This is a genomic window from Bradyrhizobium diversitatis (assembly GCF_016031635.1).
Lineage (GTDB): Bacteria > Pseudomonadota > Alphaproteobacteria > Rhizobiales > Xanthobacteraceae > Bradyrhizobium > Bradyrhizobium diversitatis.
In genome coordinates this window covers 68,828-89,879 of sequence record NZ_JACEGD010000028.1, presented here as the reverse complement: position 1 = coordinate 89,879, position 21,052 = coordinate 68,828, and the positions used below count along the sequence as shown (strand labels likewise).

Here is a 21,052-nt window from a genome sequence, read left to right as displayed (position 1 = left end):
GGGAGATTTGCGTGGAATTTGCGGGGGCCATGGCAGTGGCGATGGCGGTGGATGCCCTTCTGGGCTGGCCGTCGTCGCTGTTCGTGCGGATCGGCCATCCCGTCACCTGGCTGGGCTGGCTGATTGCCGCGATCGACTCCGCCTGGAATCGCGCGTCCGGTCCGCCGGCGTTGCGCCGCGCTGCCGGCGTTGCCGGCGCACTCGTGGTGATCGCGCTCTCGGTCGCGCTCGGCTGGGGGCTTCAATCCTTGCTTCCCTCAGGCTGGAGTCAGATCATGGCGGTGGGCATCCTGGCCTGGCCCCTGGTCGCCTTGCGCTCGTTGCATGATCATGTGGCTGCCGTCGCAGAGCCGTTGCGGGACGGCGACATCACCGCTGCGCGCGAGGCGGTGTCTCGCATCGTCGGCCGCGATCCAGCGGTGCTCGATGAGGCCGGCGTCGCACGCGCGGCGATCGAGAGCCTTGCGGAGAACGCCTCCGACGGCATCGTGGCGCCGGTGTTCTGGGGCGCGCTGTTCGGCCTGCCTGGAATCCTCGGCTACAAGGCCATCAACACCCTGGATTCCATGATCGGCCATCGCAGCGAACGGCATGAAGCGTTCGGCTGGGCGGCGGCGCGCATCGACGATGTCGTCAATTTCATTCCGGCGCGGGTGACTGGATTTCTCTTCGTGCTGCTGGCGCCGCACCGGTCGGAGGCGCTGTCGTGCATGACGCGGGATGCGCGCCGTCATCGCTCGCCCAATGCCGGCTGGCCGGAAGCGGCCATGGCTGGCGGGCTCGGTGTGCGGCTCAGCGGTCCCCGCATCTATCACGGCAGCGCGACCGACGAGCCCTGGCTGAACGAAGGCGCGCGCGATCCGCGCGCCACGGACATCGACGAGGCACTGACGCTGTACCGTCGCGCCATGCTGCTGCTCGCCGGCGTCCTTGCGATCCTGGCTTTCGCGTGAAAGAACGGGGCATGCGCGAGCACGGTGGAAATCTGGATCAGGCCCAGCAGCGTTTTGGTGGACGCGCGGAGGACTGGATCGATCTGTCGACCGGGATCAACCGGCTGCCTTATCCGGTGGGTGAGGTGAGCTTGCATGCCTGGAGCGCGCTGCCGGCGCGTGCCGAGATCGAGGCGCTGCATCGGGCCGCGCAGCAGGCCTACCGCACCAGTGCACCGGTCCTTGCGATGGGTGGCGCGCAGGCCGCCATTCAATTGCTGCCGCAACTGGCGCCGCCCGGTCGCGCCCGCATCCTCGGCCCGACCTACAATGAATATGCTGGAGTCCTGTCGGCTGCGGGTTGGGATGTTACGGAGGTTGCGGATCTCGACGCGCTGGCGGGCTCGGACCTCGCCGTCGTCGTCAATCCCAACAATCCCGACGGCCGGCATCATATGCCCAGGGATCTGCTGGCGCTGCTGCCGCGTGTCGGCCGTCTCGTGATCGACGAGAGCTTTGCGGATGCCGTGCCGCAATTGTCGCTCGCTCCCGAAGCGGATCGACCGGGACTGTTGATTTTGCGCTCCTTCGGAAAGTTTTACGGCCTTGCCGGCCTGCGCCTCGGCTTTGTGATCGGCAATGCCGCCGACATCGCCAGGCTCGCGGCGATGTCGGGTCCATGGCCGGTCTCGGGAGCGGCGATTGCGATCGGCTGTCGCGCCTTGCACGACCAGGCCTGGGCCGAGGCCACGTCGGCGCGGCTTGCGCGCGACTGTGGCCGCCTCGACGACATGGCGCGAACGCAAGGCTGGCGGCTTGTTGGCGGCACGCCGCTGTTTCGCTTGTACGAAACGCCTGACGCGCGTGCCGCACAGGAGAAGCTCGCACGTCGCCAAGTCTGGTCGCGCGTCTTTGCGCAGAAGCCGACGTGGCTACGCCTCGGACTTCCCGGCGGCGAAGCCGAATGGGCGCGGCTCGCCGAGGTCCTAACGCGCTAGCGCGAGCAAACCTTCGACGTCGAGATGGGTTTCGATGTGGTCGGCGAGGGCGTCGAGCGCGCTCTCGACCCTGGCGCGATAGGGTTCGTCGCCTGCGGGAATGTCCAGCCCGGCCAGGAACGCCTTGCGGAAATCGTCCGAGGTAAACAGGCCGTGCAGATAGCTGCCTTGCACGCGCCCATCCTGCGAGATGGCGCCTTCCGGCTCGCCATTCAGTTTTGCGAACGGGCGGGCGCGATCGGGGCCGTCGGTGCGGCCGATGTGGATCTCGTAGGCCTCGATCGGCTGATCCGTTGCGGCATGCACGGCCGCAACGCGCGTCAGCGTCTTCTGCGGGCTCATCACCGTGTTCACGTCCAGAAGTCCGAGGCCCGGCGTGTCGCCCGCGGGGCCCTCGATGCCATCGGGGTCGGCGACGCTGTGCCCGAGCATCTGATAGCCGCCGCAGAGGCCGAGCACATGGCCGCCCCTGCGGTGGTGCGCGAGCAGGTCGATGTCCCAGCCCTGTGCGCGCAGGAAGGCGAGATCGCCGCGGGTGGATTTGGAGCCGGGAATGATGACGAGCCTGACATCGCCGGGAATGGCTTCGCCCGGACGCACCATGAGGAGATCGACGCCCGGCTCGAGCTTGAGCGGATCGAGATCGTCGAAATTGGCAATGCGCGACAGTGCGAGGCAGGCGATCTTGCATCGGCCCGGCTTTCGCGCATCACTTAGGCCCAGCGCATCCTCGGCCGGCAGCTCGCCGGCGCGCGCGAACCACGGCAGCACGCCAAGGCCGCGCCAGGATGTTTTTTGCTCGATCAGTTTGTAGCCGTCGTCGAACAGCGAGGGATCGCCGCGGAATTTGTTGATGACAAAGCCCTGGATCATCGCGGCATCGTCGGGGTCGATCACCGTCTTGATGCCGACGAGCTGCGCGATCACGCCGCCGCGGTCGATGTCGCCGACCAGCACCACCGGCACGTCCGCCTTGCGTGCAAAGCCCATATTGGCGATGTCGGCCTTGCGCAGGTTCACCTCGGCCGGACTGCCGGCGCCTTCCACCAGCACGAGATCGGCGCGCGCCTTCAGCCGATCGAAGCTCTCCAGCACGACGCCTATCAATGATGGTTTCATCGCCGCGTAGTCGCGCGCACGCGCCGTGGCGATGCGCTTGCCGTGAACGATGACCTGCGCGCCGACATCGGTCTCGGGCTTCAGCAGCACCGGGTTCATGTCGGTATGCGGCTCGACCCCGGCGGCAAGCGCCTGAAGCGCCTGGGCGCGGCCGATCTCGCCGCCATCGACGGTGACGGCGGCGTTGTTCGACATGTTTTGCGGCTTGAACGGGAGAACGCGCAAGTCCCGCCGCGTGAAGGCACGCGCAAGGCCGGCGACGATGAGCGACTTGCCCACGTCCGAACCGGCTCCCTGGATCATCAATGCGCGCGCCATCGCCGAAGAGTCTCAGAACTCGACGCCGGCTTGCGCCTTGATGCCCGAGCGGAACGGGTGCTTCACCAGCGTCATCTCGGTGACGAGATCGGCGATCTCGATCAGCTCGTCCTTGGCGTTGCGGCCGGTGAGCACGACATGCGTCATCGGCGGCTTTTGCGTCGAAAGGAATTCGACCACTTCGGCGATGTCGAGATAATCGTAGCGCAGCGCGATGTTGATCTCGTCGAGCACGACCATGCGCAAGTGCTCATCGAGGATCAGCTCCTTGGCCTTCTCCCAGCCGGCGCGTGCGGCGGCGATGTCGCGGGCGCGGTCCTGCGTCTCCCAGGTGAAGCCTTCGCCCATGGCGTGGAACTGGCAGAGATCGCCGAAATGGCCGGTGAGCAGGCGCCGCTCGCCGGTGTCCCAGGCACCCTTGATGAATTGCACGACCGCGCAAGGGAAGCCATGCGCGACGCAGCGGACGATCATGCCGAAGGCCGAGGAGGATTTGCCCTTGCCGCTGCCGGTGTGGACGATGATCAGGCCCTTTTCGCCGCTCTTGGTCGCCATGATCTTGTCGCGGGCGGCTTTCTTCTTCGCCATCTTCTGGGCATGCCGGGCGTCGGTTTCCTCGCCCGTTCGGGTGTCCGGTTCAGGCGTCATCGGTCCAGTCCTTCGGCTTGACAAGTGGCAGCCACGGGCAAATGGTGGCCCGGCGTTGGTTCCTGTCCTATGACAGGCGAAGAGGGAATGCGATAGGGTCCGAATCGGCAAGATTTGGGTCCAAAATGCAGCCGCCCCCGCGACCGTGACCGGAGAGATGCCCGAAGCCACTGATTCCCTTTGGAATCGGGAAGGCGGGATCGAAGGGCAAAGCCCTGCTCCGCAAGCCGGGAGACCTGCCAGCGCGAAGAGTTTTGGACCGGCGGACGGGGTGTTCCGCGACGGGGAAACGGGCCTTGAGTCAGGTCCGTGTGCCTCTCGCCTCCCGCTGTTTACCCTGGAAGAGGCGATGACCGTCACACTTCACGTCTGCATCACCTGCCGCGCCGGCCAGACGCTTGGCGAGGGCGAGACGACGCCCGGCAAGCGCCTGCATGGCGCGATCCTCGACGCCGGCGTCCCCGACGGCGTCAATGTGGTTCCCGTCGAATGCCTGTCGGCCTGCAGCCAGGGCTGCTCGGTCGCGCTCAGCGCGCCCGGCCGCTGGTCCTATGTCTATGGCCGCCTGTCGGATGCGAATGCGCGTGACGTGGTCGCAGGCGCGGCGGCTTATGCGGCGGCGCCGGATGGCCTCGTGCCGTGGCGCAGCAGGCCGGAAATATTCCGCAAGCAGTCGCTTGCCCGCATTCCCCCCATTGCCGTCGTGCCGGAGGCCGCCGAATGAACTCGCTCGCCAAAATCCCCGTCACTGTTGTCACGGGGTTTCTCGGTTCCGGCAAGACCACGCTGATCCAGCATCTGCTCGCCAATGCGAATGGCAAGAAACTCGCCGTGCTCGTCAACGAGTTCGGCAGCGAGGGCGTCGACGGCGAAATCCTGAAATCCTGCGCAGACGCCAATTGCCCGGAGGAGAACATCATCGAACTCGCCAACGGCTGCATCTGCTGCACCGTCGCCGACGATTTCATTCCGACGATGGAGAAATTGCTGGCGCGCCCGGTGCGGCCCGATCACATCCTGATCGAGACCTCGGGCCTGGCACTGCCGAAGCCGCTGCTGAAGGCATTCGACTGGCCACAGATCCGCTCGCGCATCACGGTGGACGGCGTGATCGCGCTGGCAGACGCCGAAGCTGTCGCGGCCGGCCGCTTCGCGCCCGATCCGGCTGCGGTTGACGCACAGCGCGCGGCGGACGACAATCTCGATCACGAGACGCCGCTGTCGGAAGTGTTCGAGGACCAGATCGCCTGCGCGGACATCGTGCTGCTGACCAAGGCGGATCTCGCGGGCGCGGCTGGAATCGAAGCCGCCAGGGCGGCGATCGCCGCCGAGATGCCGCGCCGCGTGCCGATGCTTTCCGTCACCGACGGTGCGATCGATGCGCGCGTCATTCTCGGCCTTGGCGCTGCCGCCGAGAACGATCTCGCCGCGCGTCCGTCGCATCATGACGGCGAGGAGGAGCACGAGCACGACGATTTCGCTTCCGTCGTGATCGATCTGCCGGAGGTCGCGGATATCGATGCGCTGGTCGCCTCGGTCCAGCGTCTGGCGCGCGAGCAGAACGTGCTACGTGCCAAGGGCTATATCGCGGTCGCGGGCAAGCCGATGCGCCTGTTGCTGCAGGCCGTCGGCGAGCGCGTGCGCCACCAGTTCGACAGGCCCTGGGGCGTGGGTCTCAGGCAGTCGAAGCTCGTCGTGATCGGCGAGCACGGCGATATCGACGAGGCGGCAATCAAGGCGGGACTAGGTCTCTGATGCACGTCGTTTTCCGCGAGAGCCGTGGTCTCGAGGAGACCGCGACGCCAAGAGACATCGGCCAGGACCCGGCCGATCTCGTGGTGCTCTCGTATTCGGATTCCGATCTTGCGGCGTTCGCGGCCGGCTGGCGGCGTGGCCGGAACAGCCTGCCGTCGCTGCGGCTCGCCAATCTCGCCGAGCTCCGGCATCCGCTGTCGGTCGACACCTATATCGAGCGCACGCTGTCGCAGGCGCGCGGCATCCTGGTGCGCCTGATCGGCGGCGAGTCCTATTGGGCGTACGGGCTTGCGGCGCTCCAGCAACTCGCGAAGGATCGCAACATCGTGCTCGCCGTGCTGCCGGCCGATGGCCGCGACGACACGCGGCTCGATTCGTACTCGACCTTGCCGGTCTCGACGCTGCGGCGGCTCAAGGTGCTCTGCGACACCGGCGGTCCGGTCGCGGCGCAGGCCGCGATCGCGCAGCTTGCGCTGGCCTCGGGGCTTTACGCGGGACCGGTCGTCGGCGAGATGACCGTGCCCGAGATGGGATTCTACGATCCCGCGCGTGGCATCATTGCGGCTCCGGCCGGTGCCGAGGCGAAGCCGCGCGCGCTGGTGACCTTTTATCGCTCCTATCTCACTGCTGCGGACACGGGACCGGTCGATGCCCTGATTGCGGCGCTGCGCGAGCACGGCTTTGATGCGTATGGCGTATTCGTCGGCTCGCTGAAGGCCCCCGGCGTCGCGGCTTGGCTCCGCGCGCATCTTGCGCAGGATCCTCCGGCGGCGATCGTCAATGCGACGGCGTTCTCGGCAATGAGCGACGACGGCACGACGCCGTTCGATGCTGCGCCATGTCCGGTATTTCAGGTCGCGCTTTCGACGGCGCGGCGCGAGGACTGGGCGAGCTCGCTGCGCGGCCTTTCGCCGGGCGACCTCGCCATGCATGTGGTGCTGCCCGAGGTCGACGGCCGCGTGTTCGCGGGCGTGGCGAGCTTCAAGTCGGCCGCGATGCGCGATCCGGATCTGCAATTCTCGCATCTGGCGCACACGCCCGATGCGGAGCGCGTGAAGGCCGTCGCCGCGCGCGTCGCGGCCTGGCGGCGCCTTGCCGAGACCCCGGCCGGCGAGAAGCGGCTGGCGATCGTGCTGTCGAACTATCCCGGCCGGCCGCACCAGATCGCGCATGCGGTTGGTCTCGACGTGCTGGCTTCGGTCGAAGCGTTGTTGTGCGATCTCGCGGAGGCCGGATTCGCTGTTGCTCCGGTTCATGCACTCGGCGAGACGCTGCTGAAGCAGCAATTGATCTGGAATGTTGCCGACTACCGCGCTGCGCTGTCGCGCCTGCCGCAATCCTTGCAGGACGATCTCGCGCAGGCCTGGGGCGCGCCGGAAGACGATCCGAGCTACCGCGACGGCGCGTTCCATTTCGCCGCGATCGAATGTGGTCGGTCGATTGTCGCAATTCAGCCGGAACGCGGCGAAGCCACCTCGCGCGATGCCGACTATCACGATCTCGCCCGCACGCCGCGCCATGCCTATGTCGCCTTCTATCTCTGGCTCAATCAGCAGGGCTGTGACGCCGTCCTGCACATGGGTGCACACGGCACGCTGGAGTGGCTGCCCGGGAAATCCGTGGCGCTGTCATCGAGCTGCTGGCCGGAAGCGCTGACCGGCGATCTTCCCGTCATCTATCCCTTCATCGTCAACGATCCCGGCGAGGCCGCGCAGGCCAAGAGGCGTATCGGCGCGGTCACGATCGGCCATTTGCCGCCGCCGCTGGAAACATCCGCGGTGCCGGATGGCCTGCGCCGGCTCGAGCGGCTGCTCGATGAATATTCGACCGCTGATGGTCTCGATCCCGCCCGCCGCCAGCGCCTGATCGCGGCGATCCGCGACGAGGCGCGTGCCGCCGGCCTCGAAGGGGATCTCGGCCTCGATGCCTCGGCAGCGCCCGCCGAAGCTATCCCGCGGATCGATCGCTTCGTCTGCGATCTCAAGGAGAGCCAGTTCGGCGACGGCCTGCACGTGTTCGGCCGCGGCACTTGCGGCGAAGCGGAGCGGAATGCGCTGCTTGCCGCGCTGGCAGGCCAGCGCGTTGCGCCGGGGCCGTCGGGCTCGCCCTATCGCGGACGCCAGGACGTGCTGCCGACCGGGCGCAATCTCTTCGCCGTCGATCCGCGCGCGGTGCCGACGCCGTCGGCTCATGCGCAAGGCATCAAGCTTGCGGAAGAGCTGCTCCGCCGCCATTTGCAGGATCACGGCGACTGGCCGAAGGGCCTCATCGTCGATCTCTGGGGCTCGGCGACGATGCGCGCGGCGGGCGAGGAATTCGCGATGGCGCTGCACCTGGCCGGCCTCGCGCCGCGCTGGGATCACGCCTCCGGCCGCGTCACCGGCTACGACATCATCGCGCCGGCCGAGCTCGGCCGTCCGCGCATCGACGTCACGCTGCGCGTGTCGGGCCTGTTCCGCGATGTCTTCGCGGGTCTTGCGCAATTGTTCGAAGCCGCTTCCGAAGCGCTCGCGGCGCGTGAGGACGAGGGCGAGGAGAATCCGTATCGTCACCGTACCTCGCGCGTCTTCGCGCCGCGCCCAGGACACTACGGCGTCGGATTGTCCGCTATCCCGGATGCCTTCACGTCGGAGACACGCGATGCGGCGGGGGAGGCCTGGCTATCCGCATCGTCCTGGGCCTTCTCGGCAGATGGTGCGATGCAGCCAGATCGCGCCGGCATCGAACAGCGGCTCGCATCTGCCGACGCTTTCGTCCATGTGCAGGACTTGCCCGAAACCGATCTGCTGCTCGCGGCCGACTATGCTGCGCATGAGGCAGGCGTCGCCGCAGCTGCGGCACATCTCGGCGCGGAGGGGCCATCGCTCTATCACCTCGACGCGACACGCCCCGAGCAACCTCGCGCGCGCACGCTGACGGAGGAGATTTCGCGTGTCGTCCGGGCGCGCGCGGTCAATCCGGCGTGGATCGCCGGCATGATGCGGCATGGTTTTCGCGGCGCCGCCGAGATCACCGCGACGCTGGAGCACATGGCCGCCTTCGCGCATCTCGCGGACGCCGTGCCGCCGCATCTGTTCGACCTCTACTACGATGCCACGCTCGGCAACGACGACGTCCGGGCCTTCATGGCCAATGAAAATCCGTCCGCGCTCGCCGCGATGGAGACCTGCTTCACACGCCTGCACGACGCCTCACTCTGGCGAACCCGCCGCAATTCGATCGCGGCGGCGCTGCGGGAGGCCTCATGAGCGCGGGCGCAGTCAAAGGCTGGTGTCCCGGCGCGCTGCGCCCGATGCTGTCGGGCGACGGGTTCGTGGTGCGCGTGCGTCCGTTTGGCGGGCGACTTGAAGCACCACAGATCTCCGGGCTTGCCGAACTGGCCGAACGCTTCGGCAATGGTCTGATCGACGTCACACGCCGGGCCAATCTCCAGATCAGGGGCGTCAAAGAGGAGAGCCATCTTCCGTTGCTTGACGGCCTTGCGCGGCTCCAGCTGCTCGACCCCGACGCCGACATCGAGGCTCGGCGCAACATCCTGGTGACACCGTTCTGGAGCAACGGCGACGAAACGCAGTCGCTCGCCGCGGAGCTCGAGGAGGCGCTCGCCGATTCCGGCCTTGCGCTTCCCACCAAGTTCGGCTTCGCCATCGACGACGGAAGGTCGCGCGTTCTGGCTGGCGATTCCGCCGACATACGCATCGAGCGCGATCGCTCGGGCCGTCTCCTGGTGCGGGCCGATGGCGCAAGGCTCGGCCGCTCCGTCGCACGCGGACAGGCCGTGAGCACGGCGCTGGCGCTCGCAAGCTGGTTCATCATCTCCGGTGGCGCGAGGGGCGGGCAAGGGCGCATGGCGGCCCTCATCGCGTCCGGCACCGCGTTGCCTCAATCGCTGCGCGGCGAGACCGAACCGGCGCCCGTCATGGCCGCGGCGCGGCCCGGGCACTATCCGCAAGGCGCGATGGTCGGCGTCGCGTTCGGGCAGATGCTGCACGCGACGCTCCACCAGTTCTCTGCTTGCGGACATGCGCTGCGCATGACGCCCTGGCGGATGGTGCTCAGCGAGGGCAAGCGCGAGATGCCGGGCGGGGCGGGCCTCATCACCGAGCCGTACGACCCCGCGCTGCGCGTGATCGCCTGCAGCGGCGCGCCGCGCTGCCGGGAAGCTCATGCCGATACGCGCGCGCTCGCAGCAGCGCTGGCGCCGCGCATTGCCGCCGATGTGCGGCTCCACGTCTCCGGCTGCGGCAAGGGCTGCGCCCATTCCGGCACGGCTGCGGTCACGCTGATTGCGACGCATGCCGGTTTCGATCTCGTCCGCGACGGCTCGACCCGTGACGAGCCGGTCCTGCGCGGGCTCGACGGCGCCGACATCGTCAGCGATCCCTCCATCCTGGTCGGAGGGAACTGATGCCGTACACCTACGAGACCGATGGCGCGGCGATCTACCGGCGATCCTTTGCGACCATTCGGGCCGAGGCCGATCTTGCGCGCTTTACGCCGGACGAGGAGCCGGTGGTGGTGCGCATGATCCACGCCGCCGGCATGGTCGGCCTGGAGGCGCATGTTCGCTTCACGTCAGGCATGGCGACCCTCGCGCGCGCGGCCCTGCAAAAGGGCGCGCCGATCCTGTGCGACGCGCGCATGGTCTCGGAAGGCATCACGCGCGCAAGGCTTCCCGCGGCCAATGCCGTCATCTGCACGCTCGGAGACGAGTCCGTTCCTGCGCTCGCGCGATCCATGCGCAACACGCGCTCGGCTGCGGCGCTGGAACTGTGGCGGCCGCATCTGGAAGGCGCAATCGTCGCGATCGGCAACGCGCCGACCGCGCTGTTTCATCTGCTCAATATGCTGGAGGATCACGATTGCCCGCGGCCTGCGGCGATCATCGGCTGTCCCGTCGGCTTCGTCGGTGCCGCCGAATCGAAAGCCGCGCTGATGGCCGATCCGCCGGTCCCGGCATTGACGGTCGAAGGCCGCCTCGGTGGTTCCGCCATCACGGTTGCTGCCGTCAACGCGCTGGCGAGCCGGAGCGAATAGCCATGGGACGCATCATCTGCTGCGGTCTCGGCCCCGGCGATCCTGATCTGATGAGCGTGCGCGCCGACCGGACGGTGCGTGCCGCGCAGCACGTCGCCTATTTCCGCAAGAAGGGCAGGCCGGGCCAGGCGCGCCGCATCGTCGAGGGCATGCTGGCGGCCGACGTCACCGAATATCCGATGGAATATCCGGTCACCACGGAGATTGCCTTCGAAAGTCCTGAATACGTTCAGCTGCTCGCCGGCTTCTACGACGAATGGGCGGAGCGCCTGGCGCGGCTGGCGCGCGCGGTTGATGTCGTCGTGCTCTGCGAAGGCGATCCGTACTTCTATGGCTCCTTCATGCATCTGCACACGCGCCTGCAGGGCCGCGCCGCGATCGAGGTGATCGCCGGGATTCCGGGCATGGTCGGCTGCTGGAACGGCGTCGGGCAGCCGATCGCGCTCGGCGACGACGTGACGACGGTGCTGATGGGCACGCTTGCTGAAGACGAGCTCGAACGGCGCATGCGCGATTCCGATGCGCTCGTGATCATGAAGACCGGACGCAACCTCGCCAAGGTGCGCCGCGCGCTCGCGTCCGCCGGCCGGCTGGATGATGCCTGGCTGGTCGAGCAGGGCACCATGCCGGGTGAGCGCGTCGCGCGGCTCGCCGAGATCGACGCCGCCGACTGTCCGTACTTCGCGATCGTGCTGGTGCACGGCAAGGGCCGGCATCTGGATGCTGCCGAATGACGGGCACGCTGACCATCGCGGGCCTCGGGCCCGGGAGCGACGCGTTGGTGACGCCGGAAGTCTCCGCCGCGCTCGCAGCCGCGACCGACATTCTGGGCTATGCGCCCTATGTCGCGCGCGTGCCGCCGCGACCGGGTCTGACCCTGCATCCCTCCGACAATCGCGAGGAGCTGCAGCGCGCGAGCGAGGCCTTGCGGTTGGCGGCCGAAGGCGGCCACGTCGTCGTCGTGTCCTCCGGCGATCCCGGTGTGTTCGCGATGGCCTCGGCCGTGTTCGAGGCGCTCGAACGGGCGCCGCAATGGCAGACGCTGCCGATCCGCGTGCTGCCTGGCATTACCGCGATGCTGGCGGCGGCCGCGCGTGCCGGCGCGCCGCTCGGTCATGATTTCTGTGCGATCAATCTCTCCGACAATCTCAAGCCGTGGGCGGTGATCGAGAAACGCCTCCGCCTCGCGGCGGAAGCCGATTTTGCCATTGCGATGTATAATCCGCGCTCGGCGAGCCGGCCGGAGGGATTTGGCCGCGCGCTTGCGGTGCTTCGAGAGGCAGGCTGCGGCGAGCGCCTCGTGATCTTCGCCCGCGCGATCAGCGCGGCTGACGAGAAGATCGCGACCGTCACGCTGAACGAAGCCATGCCTGAAATGGCTGACATGCGCACGCTCGTGATCGTCGGCAATTCGCAGACGCGCCGCGTCGGCCGCTGGGTCTATGCGCCGAGGCGGGTAGAATGACCGAGCCACTGCATGATCTCGGCCACGCTCTCGACCCGCGGCCGCTCGGGCAGTCTTGGTCGCGAGATCATGATCACGGGCAAGCCAAGCATGCGAGCCGCGTCGATCTTGGCGCGCGCGCCGTCACCGCCGGAATTGCGGGCGACGATCCACGCGATGCCGCGCGCGCGCAGCATCTCCAGTTCGCTTGGAAGCGTGAACGGTCCACGCGACACGATCACATCGGCGGCGAAGGGCAGGGGCGCTTCGGGCGGATCGACGAACCTCAACGTGTGGGCATGCTGTGGCTTGCTCGCGAACGGCGCAATGTGCTGGCGGCCGATGGCGAGGAACACGTTTGTCGGCACGTCAGGCAGCGCGGCGACGGCCGCGTTGACGTCGCGCGTTTCGATCCAGTTATCGCCGGGCCCTCTCGTCCAGGGCTCGCGTTCCAGTGCGATCAATGGTGCGCCGGTTTCCGCACACGCCGCGACCGCATTCCGGCTCATCTCGGCTGCGAAGGGATGCGTTGCGTCGATCACATGGGTGATATTTTCACGACGAATGTAGTCGGCAAGGCCGCTCACGCCGCCAAAACCGCCGATGCGGGTCGGCAGCGGCTGGTCGGCCGGCGCGCGGGTGCGGCCGCCATAGGAATAGACGGCGTCGATGCCGGCGCGCGCGATCTCCGCTGCGAGCAGGCTCGCATCGGCTGTTCCGCCCAGAATGAGGGCGCGCGTCATGTCTGATCCCTGGCTGACAATCATCGGTATCGGCGAAGATGGCCTTGCTGGGCTGTCCGAGGCAAGCCGAAAGGCGCTTGCCAAGGCGGAAACCGTCTTCGGCGGCGAGCGCCATCTCGCGCTTGCGGAGATTGGCAGCCGCGGCCGCCCGTGGCCGGTGCCGTTCGACGCAAGGATCGTGCTGAGCTGCCGTGGCCGGCCGACGGCGGTGCTCGCCTCCGGCGATCCGTTGTGGCATGGCGCCGGCGCGAGCCTCGCCGAGATGCTTGATGGCGGCGAGTGGATCGCGCACCCCGCGCCGTCGACATTCTCGCTTGCGGCCGCGCGGCTGGGCTGGCGCCTCGAATCTACCGTCTGCCTCGGCCTTCACGCCGCACCGTTCGAGCGTCTCGGTCCGCATCTGGCGCGAGGGGTGCGCATCATCTGCCTCGTGCGCGATGGGAAAGCGGCTGGCGATCTCGCAAGGTGGTTGAGCGAGCGCGGGTGGGGCCCCTCGGCCTTCTGGATACTCGCCGCCCTCGGTGGCCCGCGCGAAAGCATCAGAGAATATCGCGCCGATAGTCTGGCCGGTGATCTCGCTGGAAACCTGGTCACCGTCGCCGTCGAGGCGAAGGGAGGCCAGGGCATTCCCCGCAGTTCGGGATTATCGGACGATCTCTTCGTCCATGATGGCCAGATCACCAAGCGGCCGGCGCGCGCGCTCGCCCTCTCGACGCTGGCGCCGCGGCCCGGCGAACGCTTGTGGGACGTCGGCGCCGGCTCGGGCTCGATCTCGGTGGAGTGGGGGCTGTGCGGCGGGACGGCCACGGCCATCGAGCTGCGCGAAGATCGCGCCGCGAACATTCGCAGCAATGCAGCCGCGTTCGGATTGGCGCATCGGATCGTCATCGTTTCGGGGAAGGCGCCCGAAGCCCTTGCTGCGCTGGATCCGCCGGATGCCGTCTTTATCGGCGGCGGCCTCGATGGCGCGATGTTCGATGCCGTCTGGGCGCGCCTCTCGCCCGGAGCGCGGTTCGTCGCACATTCGGTCACGCTGGAGACGGAAGCGCTGCTCGCCGAACTGCACCAGCGCCATGGCGGGGAGCTGATGCGGGTCGAAATCGCGCATGTGGCTCCCCTCGGTCGCTACCGCTCCTGGGAGGCGACGCGGCCGGTGGTGCAATGGAGTGCGATCCGATGAAAGTCGCCGGTCTGGGATTCAGGAGCGACGTGACGCTCGCCGCGCTGCGCGAGGCGCTCGTGACGGCTGGCGGCCCCGAAGGTCTTGCGGCATTTGCGACCGTCAGCGACAAGGCCGACGCGGAGGCGCTGAAGCAGCTCGCGCAGGAATGCGGTGTGCCGATCAAGGCCGTTCCGGCCGACAGGCTGGCCGGCATCGACACGCCGACGCAGTCGAAACTCGTCGCGGAAAAGTTCGGGACGGGATCGCTTGCCGAGGCCGCGGCGCTCGCTGCGGCCGGTCCCCGCGCGCGGCTGATTGCGACGCGCGTCGTCTCGCGCGATCGCACCGCGACCGCGGCGATCGCCGAAGGAGACGGCGCATGACGGTGCATTTCATCGGCGCCGGCCCGGGCGCGCCCGATTTGCTGACGCTGCGCGGCCGCGATCTGATCGCCGCCTCTCCGGTCTGTCTCTATGCCGGCTCGCTGGTGCCGGAGGGCGTGCTGGCGCATTGCCCACCCGGTGCACGCATCGTCAACACCGCGCCGCTGTCGCTCGATGAGATCATCGCTGAGATCGCCGACGCGGATGCGGAAGGCAAGGATGTCGCGCGGCTGCATTCCGGCGACCTCTCGATCTGGTCGGCAATGGGCGAGCAGCTTCGCCGCCTGCGCGCGCTCGGCATTCCCTACACGGTGACGCCGGGCGTGCCGTCCTTTTCCGCCGCTGCGGCCGCGCTGGAGGCCGAGCTGACGTTGCCAGGTCTCGCTCAGACCGTGGTGCTGACGCGCACGCCGGGGCGGGCCAGCGCAATGCCCGAAGGCGAGAATCTCGCCGCGTTCGCCGCGACCGGCGCGGTGCTCGCGATTCATCTGTCGATCCATCTGCTCGACCAGGTCGTCGCCGAGCTGACGCCGCATTACAGCGCCGATTGCCCGGTCGCGATTGTCTGGCGCGCGAGCTGGCCGGAGCAGCGCATCGTGCGTGCGACGCTGGCAACGCTCGATGCGGCCGTGGGTACCGAGATGGAGCGCACCGCGCTGATCCTGGTCGGCAAGACGCTTGGCGCTGCCGATTTCGACGAGAGCCGCCTCTATGCCGCCGATTACGACCGCCGCTATCGGCCCGTCGGCGCCGAGCCGCGCTTTCCGGAGGCGTCGTGATGCCGGCGAGCCTCGTCATCTCCGCGCCCGCCTCCGGCGTCGGCAAGACCACGCTGACGCTGGCGCTCGCTCGCGCCTGGCGCCAGCGCGGCCTGAACGTGCAGTGCTTCAAGAGCGGGCCCGATTACATCGATCCCGCGTTCCACGCCGCCGCAACGGGCCGCGCCTCCGTCAACGTCGACAGCTGGGCGATGGATCGCGGCACCATCGCGCATCTCGTCAGCCGCGGTGTCGACGCCGACGTCGTGCTCGCCGAGGGTTCGATGGGCCTGTACGACGGCGTCGCCGCGCGCGGCGTCTCCGGCACCGGTGCCACCGCCGACATTGCGGAGATGCTGGGCTGGCCGGTCGTTCTGGTGATCGATCCGTCGGGCCAGGCGCAGACTGCGGCCGCAATCGCCGCAGGCCTTCGCGATTATCGTGCCGCTGTGCGCCTTGCGGGCGTCGTGCTCAACCGCGTCGCCAGCCCGCGTCATGAAGAACTGGTGCGGCGTGCGCTCGACGACATCGGCATCGCCGTGTTCGGCGCGCTGCCGCGTCATGCCGAGATCAGCCTGCCGAAGCGGCATCTCGGCCTGGTGCAGGCCGAGGAGCGGGCCGAGATCGGGAAGCTGATCGACGAGGCCGCGCGCTTCGTCGCCGAGCATGTCGATCTCGATGCCGTGTTGCGATCGGCGGCGCTCGGGTCGCCGCAACCTGCCGCGAACGGTCTCAACGTGGCGCCACCCGGGCAACGCATTGCGCTCGCCCGCGATGCGGCATTCTCCTTCGTCTATCCGCACATGCTGGAGGCCTGGCGTGCGGCGGGCGCCGAGATCTCGACATTCTCGCCGCTTGCCGATGAAACGCCTGATGCGAGCGCCGACGTCTGCTGGCTTCCTGGCGGCTATCCCGAACTGCACGCCGGCAGGCTCGCGGCCAATGCGCGCTTTCGAAGCGGCCTGCGCGCCTTCGCCGAGACACGGCCGGTGCACGGCGAGTGCGGAGGTTATATGGTTCTGGGCACGAGCCTCACCGATGCCGACGGTGTCAGCCATGAGATGACGGGGCTGCTTGGCCTCGAGACCAGCTTTGCCAAACGCCGCATGCATCTGGGCTATCGTCTTGCCGAACTGGCTGCGCCGATGCCGGGGCATCAGCCCGGCGCACGCCTGCGCGGTCACGAGTTCCACTATTCGACGATCGTCGCGCAGCCGGATGCGCCGCTGGCGGTCGTGCACGATGCGGCGGGCGCCGTCATGGCCGAGACCGGCTCGCGGCGCGGCCACGCCACCGGTACGTTCTTTCATCTGATCGCGGAGGACCGGTGAAGGGATTCGTGTCGTTCATTTCCGCCGGACCCGGCGATCCCGAATTGCTTACGGTGAGGGGCGCCACGCGGCTGCGCGAGGCCGACGTCGTGCTCTATGACGACCTCGCCTCCGGTGCGATTCTGGATCTCGCCCGGCCCGGCGCCAATCTTGTCGCGGTGGGAAAGCGGGCAGGGCGGCCCTCGACCAAGCAGCACCACGTCAACCGTCTCCTGGTCGACTATGCTGCGACGGGCGCGCGCGTGGTGCGGCTCAAGTCCGGCGATGCCGGCATTTTCGGCCGGCTCGAGGAGGAGCTGGAGACGCTGCGCGATGCCGGCATCGGCTATGAGATCGTTCCCGGCGTCACTGCGGCCTGCGTCGCCGCCGCCCAGGCCGGCATCCCCCTGACCCGTCGGCATACCTCCCGCCGGGTGCAGTTCATCACGGGGGCCGACGTCAGCGGCGAGCTGCCGTCCAACCTGAACTGGGCGGCGCTGGCCGATCCCGAGGCCACGACCGTGGTCTATATGGGCCGGCGCACCTTTCCGGCGCTTGCCGCAAAATTGATCGCGCACGGCCTCGCCCCGAACACGCCCGCACTGTTTGCCGAATCCCTCGGTCGTCCCGACGAGCGGCTGGTCCGCACCACCATTGCCGAGCTCGCCGAGCAGCTTGCACGGGGCGGCGCCGCGTCCACGGCGGCCGTGATCCTGTTCGGCGCGCTGGCAGGGGATTATCCGTCATGACGGCGGCGGTCGCCCTTCGCCTCTTGACGCCCGGCTCGCGAAAGGCGCACACAGGAGAGGCATGGTGCTCGACGCGGCGCAAAGCGCCGGAGCATAATCGGGAATGGGGGTGGGCGGACCCAGTTGCGGCGCCCAAAACCCCAGCCGCCCCCGCGACTGTAAGCGGTGAGGGGCTCCGAATCGCCACTGGGCCGCAAGGTTCGGGAAGGCCGGAGAACCCTAGTGAACCGCGAGCCAGGAGACCGGCCCTGCACGTTTTGAGACCAAGGCCGTCGGGTGTGACGGCAGGAAGGGATTGAGCCATGCATATCGAACCGGGAATCGTCACGGGCGCCAAGCTCGTATTGAGTTACGCGACCGGCATCGCCGCAGGCGGCGTTGCGCTGAGGCTGGCGGCCGAAACCGTCCGCGCGCAGGGTGTCGGCTCGTTCGCCGCGCGCACGCTCGCCACCACGGGCCTCGTCTTCACCTTCTTCCAGGTCCTGCCGCACTTCCCGGTCGGCGTTTCCGAAGTGCACTTCATCCTTGGCTCGACCTTGTTCCTGTTGTTTGGTGCTGCGCCCGCCGCCTTCGGCCTCGCATTCGGCCTGCTGCTCCAGGGTCTGTTGTTCGAGCCCGCTGACCTGCCCCAATACGGCATGAACGTCACCACGCTGCTGGTGCCGCTGTTCGCGATCCAGGCCATCGCCACGCGCATCATTTCGCGTAACACCGCCTATGTCGATCTGAAGTACGGTCAGGCGCTGGCGCTGTCGACGACCTATCAAGCGGGTGTTGTCGCCTGGGTGGCGTTCTGGGCGCTCTACGGCTCCGGCTTTGCCATGAGCAACCTCGCCAACATCGCGACCTTCGCGGCCTCCTACGCGCTGGTCATCGTGATCGAGCCGCTGGCAGACCTGGCAGTGCTGGCGCTGGCGAAGTCGCTGCACGGCGTCACCGCGCCCGGCCTCGTCACTCCGCGCCTGCACAACGGCGCCTGAGAGACAAGCGAAAGGGCGGCCTTGATTGCCGCCCTTCGCGCTCGCGATGCTCACGCTCTCCCTGATAGGCATCGGTTGCGGCGATCCCGAGCAGCTCACGCGCGCCGCGATCGCTGCCATCAACGCGGCCGATCTCGTCCTGATCCCGCGCAAGGGGGCTGCGAAGTCCGATCTTGCCGATCTCAGGCGAACGATCTGCGCGGACGTGCTCACCAGCGACACGACAGCCATCGCCGAATTCGATCTTCCTGCGCGCGATGCTGGTGAGGCTGATTACCGCAAGGGCGTGGACGATTGGCACGAGGCGGTGGCTGCGGCCTGGTCGCAAACCATCGCAAATCATCTCGAAGGTGACGGGACGGTTGCGCTGCTGATCTGGGGCGATCCGTCGCTCTACGATTCCTCGCTACGCATTGCACGGCGACTGAATCCGTTGCCGAAGATCGAAGTCGTGCCCGGCATCACCTCGATCCAGGCGCTGTGCGCGGCGCATGCGCTGCCGCTCAACGACATCGGCGAGCCGTTCCTGGTCACGACGGGGCGGCGCTTGCGTGAAGGCGGCTGGCCGCAAGGTGTCGATACCGTGGTGGTGATGCTCGACGGCGGCACGGCGTTCCAGTCGCTCGATCCGGAGCGTCTGCATATTTGGTGGGGCGCTTATCTCGGCATGCCCGATCAGATCATCATGTCCGGCGCGCTGGCCGAGGTCGGTCCGCACATCGTGGCAGCGCGACAGGAAGCGCGCGAGCGGCACGGCTGGATCATGGACAGCTATCTTCTCAAGCGCAGGGCGTAAGCGAGGCAGCATGCTTCCCGAATGGGTTTACCGGAACTGCCCCGAGGTCTCCGCGGTCCATCGCGAGGCGGCCATTGCGCGGCAGGCGCAACTGACAAAGCCGACCGGCGCGCTCGGCCGGCTCGAGCAGCTCGCGATCGAGCTTGCGGGCTTGCAGGCGACCGAAGAGCCGCGCGCCTCGCGGGTGCCGATCATCATCTTCGCCGGCGATCACGGCATCGTCGCGCAGGGCGTGTCGGCCTATCCGCAAGCCGTGACGATCGCGATGATGGCGAATTTTGCCTCCGGCGGCGCGGCGATCTCGGTGCTGGCGCGCGAGCTGGGGACGAGCCTGGAGGTGGTTGACGCCGGCACGCTGGCCCAGGAGCAGATGCCGGGAATCGTCACCGACAAGCCGCGTAGCGGCACGCGTGATTTCAGCGTCGAGGCTGCGCTCACGTCCACGGACCTCGCCTTTGCCTTCGAGGCCGGCCGGCGTGCGGTGGTGCGCGCCGACGCCGGTCGGCCAGATCTCCTGATCCTCGGCGAGATGGGCATCGGCAACACCACGACCTCCGCGGCGATCGCGGCGAGCCTGCTCGGTGTGAGCGCCGGGGAGATCGCAGGCAGCGGCACCGGCGTCGATGCGGCCGGCCGCGCGCACAAGGCACGGGTGATCGATGCGGCGATCGCCCGCCACGGCGTCGCCGGAGCGTCGGTCGAGAAGATCCTGTGCGCGGTCGGCGGCCTCGAGATCGCGGCGATCTCAGGCGCGATCATTGCGGCCGCGCAAGCCCGCATTCCGGTGTTGATCGACGGCTTCATCGTGTCTGTCGCGGCTCTGGCGGCGGCGCGTCTCAATCCGTCCTGCCAGCCGTTCCAGCTCGCCTCGCATCAATCGGCGGAGCAGGGGCATCGGCTGGTGCTGCGCGCGCTCAACGTTCAGCCGCTGATCAGCCTCGATCTCAGGCTCGGCGAGGGATCCGGGGCGGCCATCGCGCTGCCGCTGGTCCGCGCGGGCTGCGCGCTTCACAACGGCATGGCGACGTTCGCGCAGGCCAACGTGCCGGATCGCCCGGCCTGATGCGGCTCAGGCCACGCGCTGGTTGACGGAGACGACGCGCCAGCCCGCCGTGAGCCGGTCGATCCGGGTCAGCGACAGCGGATCGATCACGAAGCGCAAGGCGGCCCGCGGCGTCAGGTCCAGTGCGATGCAGAGCGCGGCGCGGATGGTGCCGGAATGCACGACGAGCGTTGCGGAGCCTGCGCCAATCCGCGACAGACCCAGCCGGACGCGGGCGACCTGATCCGCAAAGCTTTCGCCGTTCGGCGGCCGTTCGTGCGCCGGATCGTGCCAGAACTGCGCGTAAGTCTCGCCACCGGCCGCGGCGAGCTCGTCATGCCGACGGCCGGTCCAGTCGCCGAAATCCTGCTCGCGGAATTCGCTGACCAATTCCGGTTCGAGCCGCAGTGCGCGCGCGGTCTCGACCGTACGCCGCGACGGGCTGGCATAGCTGGTGGCATCCGGCGGCAAATGCTGCCGCAGAGCCACCAACGCTGCGTGATCGCCGAGATCCGCCCGCGCATCAGCAGCATGGATCGTCCCCGCCACGCCTTCGACGGTCGCATGCCGTATCAGCCAGAGGAAGGTCTCGCCTTCCATGCTCGCCTCCAGGAAAGTTGGTCGCTGTGGCCACAACGCCGCAACTGGCGCATTGACTCTGTCATGATGGTAATCCTAGATGATCGCGACGGTTTCCCCGAGAGGGAATGAAAAGGGAATGCGGTGCGGGGAAACTTGTCCCCAATGCCGCGGCTGCCCCCGCAACTGTAAGCGGTGAATCCTTCGTCACAAGCCACTGGGTCCTCGGTCCCGGGAAGGCGACGAAGCGGTCACGACCCGCGAGCCAGGAGACCTGCCGTCAGCCGTGGTCACACGCG

Annotated in this window: 21 protein-coding genes and 3 riboswitches; of the genes, 17 read left to right on the top strand and 4 right to left on the bottom strand. The window is 68.1% G+C overall.

Going from position 1 to position 21,052, the window contains the following annotated elements:
* Window positions 1–11: 11 nt before the first annotated feature.
* Both cbiB and cobD read left to right on the top strand, forming a co-directional pair.
* The gene (gene cbiB / locus H1B27_RS27790; RefSeq protein WP_311977033.1) at window positions 12–953 is read left to right on the top strand and encodes an adenosylcobinamide-phosphate synthase CbiB; all 942 of its coding nucleotides are present in this window, start codon (window positions 12–14) and stop codon (window positions 951–953) included.
* An 11-nt stretch (window positions 954–964) separates the two neighbouring features.
* Window positions 965–1,930 carry a threonine-phosphate decarboxylase CobD gene (gene cobD, locus H1B27_RS27785; RefSeq protein WP_197968287.1) on the top strand — a complete coding sequence of 322 codons (966 nt, stop codon included), beginning with the start codon at window positions 965–967 and terminating at the stop codon, window positions 1,928–1,930.
* Here the strand turns inward: cobD and H1B27_RS27780 are convergent.
* Together H1B27_RS27780 and cobO are read right to left on the bottom strand one after the other, a co-directional pair.
* A complete protein-coding gene (locus H1B27_RS27780) occupies window positions 1,919–3,367 on the bottom strand; it encodes a cobyric acid synthase (RefSeq protein WP_197968286.1) in 1,449 nt (482 codons plus the stop codon). The two genes, cobD and H1B27_RS27780, sit on opposite strands and share 12 nt — an antisense overlap.
* 12 nt (window positions 3,368–3,379) lie before the next feature.
* Complete coding sequence (gene cobO / locus H1B27_RS27775; RefSeq protein WP_197968285.1) at window positions 3,380–4,015, bottom strand: cob(I)yrinic acid a,c-diamide adenosyltransferase; 636 nt, start codon at window positions 4,013–4,015, stop codon at window positions 3,380–3,382.
* 39 nt (window positions 4,016–4,054) lie between these two features.
* A riboswitch (cobalamin riboswitch) is annotated at window positions 4,055–4,273 on the top strand.
* Between the two features lie 91 nt (window positions 4,274–4,364).
* Here cobO and H1B27_RS27770 point away from each other — a divergent pair.
* The 7 genes from H1B27_RS27770 to cobJ are packed head-to-tail and all read left to right on the top strand — an operon-like array spanning window position 4,365 to window position 12,272.
* Window positions 4,365–4,739 (top strand): DUF1636 family protein, encoded by a 375-nt coding sequence (locus H1B27_RS27770; protein ID WP_197968284.1) that lies wholly within the window; start codon window positions 4,365–4,367, stop codon window positions 4,737–4,739.
* Entirely contained in the window at window positions 4,736–5,770 is a 1,035-nt protein-coding gene (gene cobW / locus H1B27_RS27765; RefSeq protein ID WP_197968283.1) for a cobalamin biosynthesis protein CobW, read from the top strand. The genes H1B27_RS27770 and cobW overlap by 4 nt, the downstream gene beginning before the upstream one ends.
* The gene (gene cobN / locus H1B27_RS27760; protein WP_197968282.1) at window positions 5,770–9,018 is read left to right on the top strand and encodes a cobaltochelatase subunit CobN; all 3,249 of its coding nucleotides are present in this window, start codon (window positions 5,770–5,772) and stop codon (window positions 9,016–9,018) included. The genes cobW and cobN overlap by 1 nt, the downstream gene beginning before the upstream one ends.
* Entirely contained in the window at window positions 9,015–10,178 is a 1,164-nt protein-coding gene (gene cobG / locus H1B27_RS27755) for a precorrin-3B synthase (RefSeq protein ID WP_197968281.1), read from the top strand. Before cobN ends, cobG begins: the two co-directional genes overlap by 4 nt.
* On the top strand, window positions 10,178–10,807 hold the full coding sequence (locus tag H1B27_RS27750) for a precorrin-8X methylmutase (protein WP_061883219.1): 630 nt from the start codon (window positions 10,178–10,180) through the stop codon (window positions 10,805–10,807). The genes cobG and H1B27_RS27750 overlap by 1 nt, the downstream gene beginning before the upstream one ends.
* 2 nt (window positions 10,808–10,809) lie before the next feature.
* Window positions 10,810–11,541 carry a precorrin-2 C(20)-methyltransferase gene (locus H1B27_RS27745; protein ID WP_197968280.1) on the top strand — a complete coding sequence of 244 codons (732 nt, stop codon included), beginning with the start codon at window positions 10,810–10,812 and terminating at the stop codon, window positions 11,539–11,541.
* On the top strand, window positions 11,538–12,272 hold the full coding sequence (gene cobJ, locus H1B27_RS27740; RefSeq protein ID WP_061883217.1) for a precorrin-3B C(17)-methyltransferase: 735 nt from the start codon (window positions 11,538–11,540) through the stop codon (window positions 12,270–12,272). The genes H1B27_RS27745 and cobJ overlap by 4 nt, the downstream gene beginning before the upstream one ends.
* Here the strand turns inward: cobJ and H1B27_RS27735 are convergent.
* Window positions 12,248–12,994 carry a cobalt-precorrin-6A reductase gene (locus H1B27_RS27735; protein WP_061883216.1) on the bottom strand — a complete coding sequence of 249 codons (747 nt, stop codon included), beginning with the start codon at window positions 12,992–12,994 and terminating at the stop codon, window positions 12,248–12,250. The two genes, cobJ and H1B27_RS27735, sit on opposite strands and share 25 nt — an antisense overlap.
* Between H1B27_RS27735 and cbiE the strand changes: the two genes are divergently transcribed.
* The 8 genes from cbiE to cobT all read left to right on the top strand — a co-directional run bounded on the left by cbiE (window position 12,993) and on the right by cobT (window position 20,195).
* A complete protein-coding gene (gene cbiE / locus H1B27_RS27730) occupies window positions 12,993–14,174 on the top strand; it encodes a precorrin-6y C5,15-methyltransferase (decarboxylating) subunit CbiE (protein WP_197968279.1) in 1,182 nt (393 codons plus the stop codon). The genes H1B27_RS27735 and cbiE overlap by 2 nt on opposite strands.
* On the top strand, window positions 14,171–14,539 hold the full coding sequence (locus tag H1B27_RS27725; protein WP_197968278.1) for a cobalamin biosynthesis protein: 369 nt from the start codon (window positions 14,171–14,173) through the stop codon (window positions 14,537–14,539). The genes cbiE and H1B27_RS27725 overlap by 4 nt, the downstream gene beginning before the upstream one ends.
* Window positions 14,536–15,318 (top strand): precorrin-4 C(11)-methyltransferase, encoded by a 783-nt coding sequence (cobM, locus tag H1B27_RS27720; RefSeq protein WP_197968277.1) that lies wholly within the window; start codon window positions 14,536–14,538, stop codon window positions 15,316–15,318. The genes H1B27_RS27725 and cobM overlap by 4 nt, the downstream gene beginning before the upstream one ends.
* On the top strand, window positions 15,318–16,628 hold the full coding sequence (locus tag H1B27_RS27715; protein ID WP_197968276.1) for a cobyrinic acid a,c-diamide synthase CobB: 1,311 nt from the start codon (window positions 15,318–15,320) through the stop codon (window positions 16,626–16,628). The genes cobM and H1B27_RS27715 overlap by 1 nt, the downstream gene beginning before the upstream one ends.
* Complete coding sequence (gene cobA / locus H1B27_RS27710; protein ID WP_197968275.1) at window positions 16,625–17,356, top strand: uroporphyrinogen-III C-methyltransferase; 732 nt, start codon at window positions 16,625–16,627, stop codon at window positions 17,354–17,356. The genes H1B27_RS27715 and cobA overlap by 4 nt, the downstream gene beginning before the upstream one ends.
* Before the next feature lie 45 nt (window positions 17,357–17,401).
* Window positions 17,402–17,621: riboswitch (cobalamin riboswitch) on the top strand.
* 37 nt (window positions 17,622–17,658) lie between these two features.
* A complete protein-coding gene (locus H1B27_RS27705; RefSeq protein ID WP_197968274.1) occupies window positions 17,659–18,336 on the top strand; it encodes an energy-coupling factor ABC transporter permease in 678 nt (225 codons plus the stop codon).
* 46 nt (window positions 18,337–18,382) lie between these two features.
* Entirely contained in the window at window positions 18,383–19,132 is a 750-nt protein-coding gene (gene cobF, locus H1B27_RS27700) for a precorrin-6A synthase (deacetylating) (RefSeq protein WP_197968273.1), read from the top strand.
* 10 nt (window positions 19,133–19,142) lie between these two features.
* Window positions 19,143–20,195 (top strand): nicotinate-nucleotide--dimethylbenzimidazole phosphoribosyltransferase, encoded by a 1,053-nt coding sequence (gene cobT, locus H1B27_RS27695; protein ID WP_197968272.1) that lies wholly within the window; start codon window positions 19,143–19,145, stop codon window positions 20,193–20,195.
* 6 nt (window positions 20,196–20,201) lie between these two features.
* Here cobT and H1B27_RS27690 read toward each other — a convergent pair whose 3' ends face one another.
* Window positions 20,202–20,774: a histidine phosphatase family protein gene (locus H1B27_RS27690; protein ID WP_197968271.1), complete on the bottom strand. Its 573-nt coding sequence runs from the start codon at window positions 20,772–20,774 to the stop codon at window positions 20,202–20,204.
* A 72-nt stretch (window positions 20,775–20,846) separates the two neighbouring features.
* Window positions 20,847–21,049: riboswitch (cobalamin riboswitch) on the top strand.
* Window positions 21,050–21,052 lie beyond the last annotated feature (3 nt).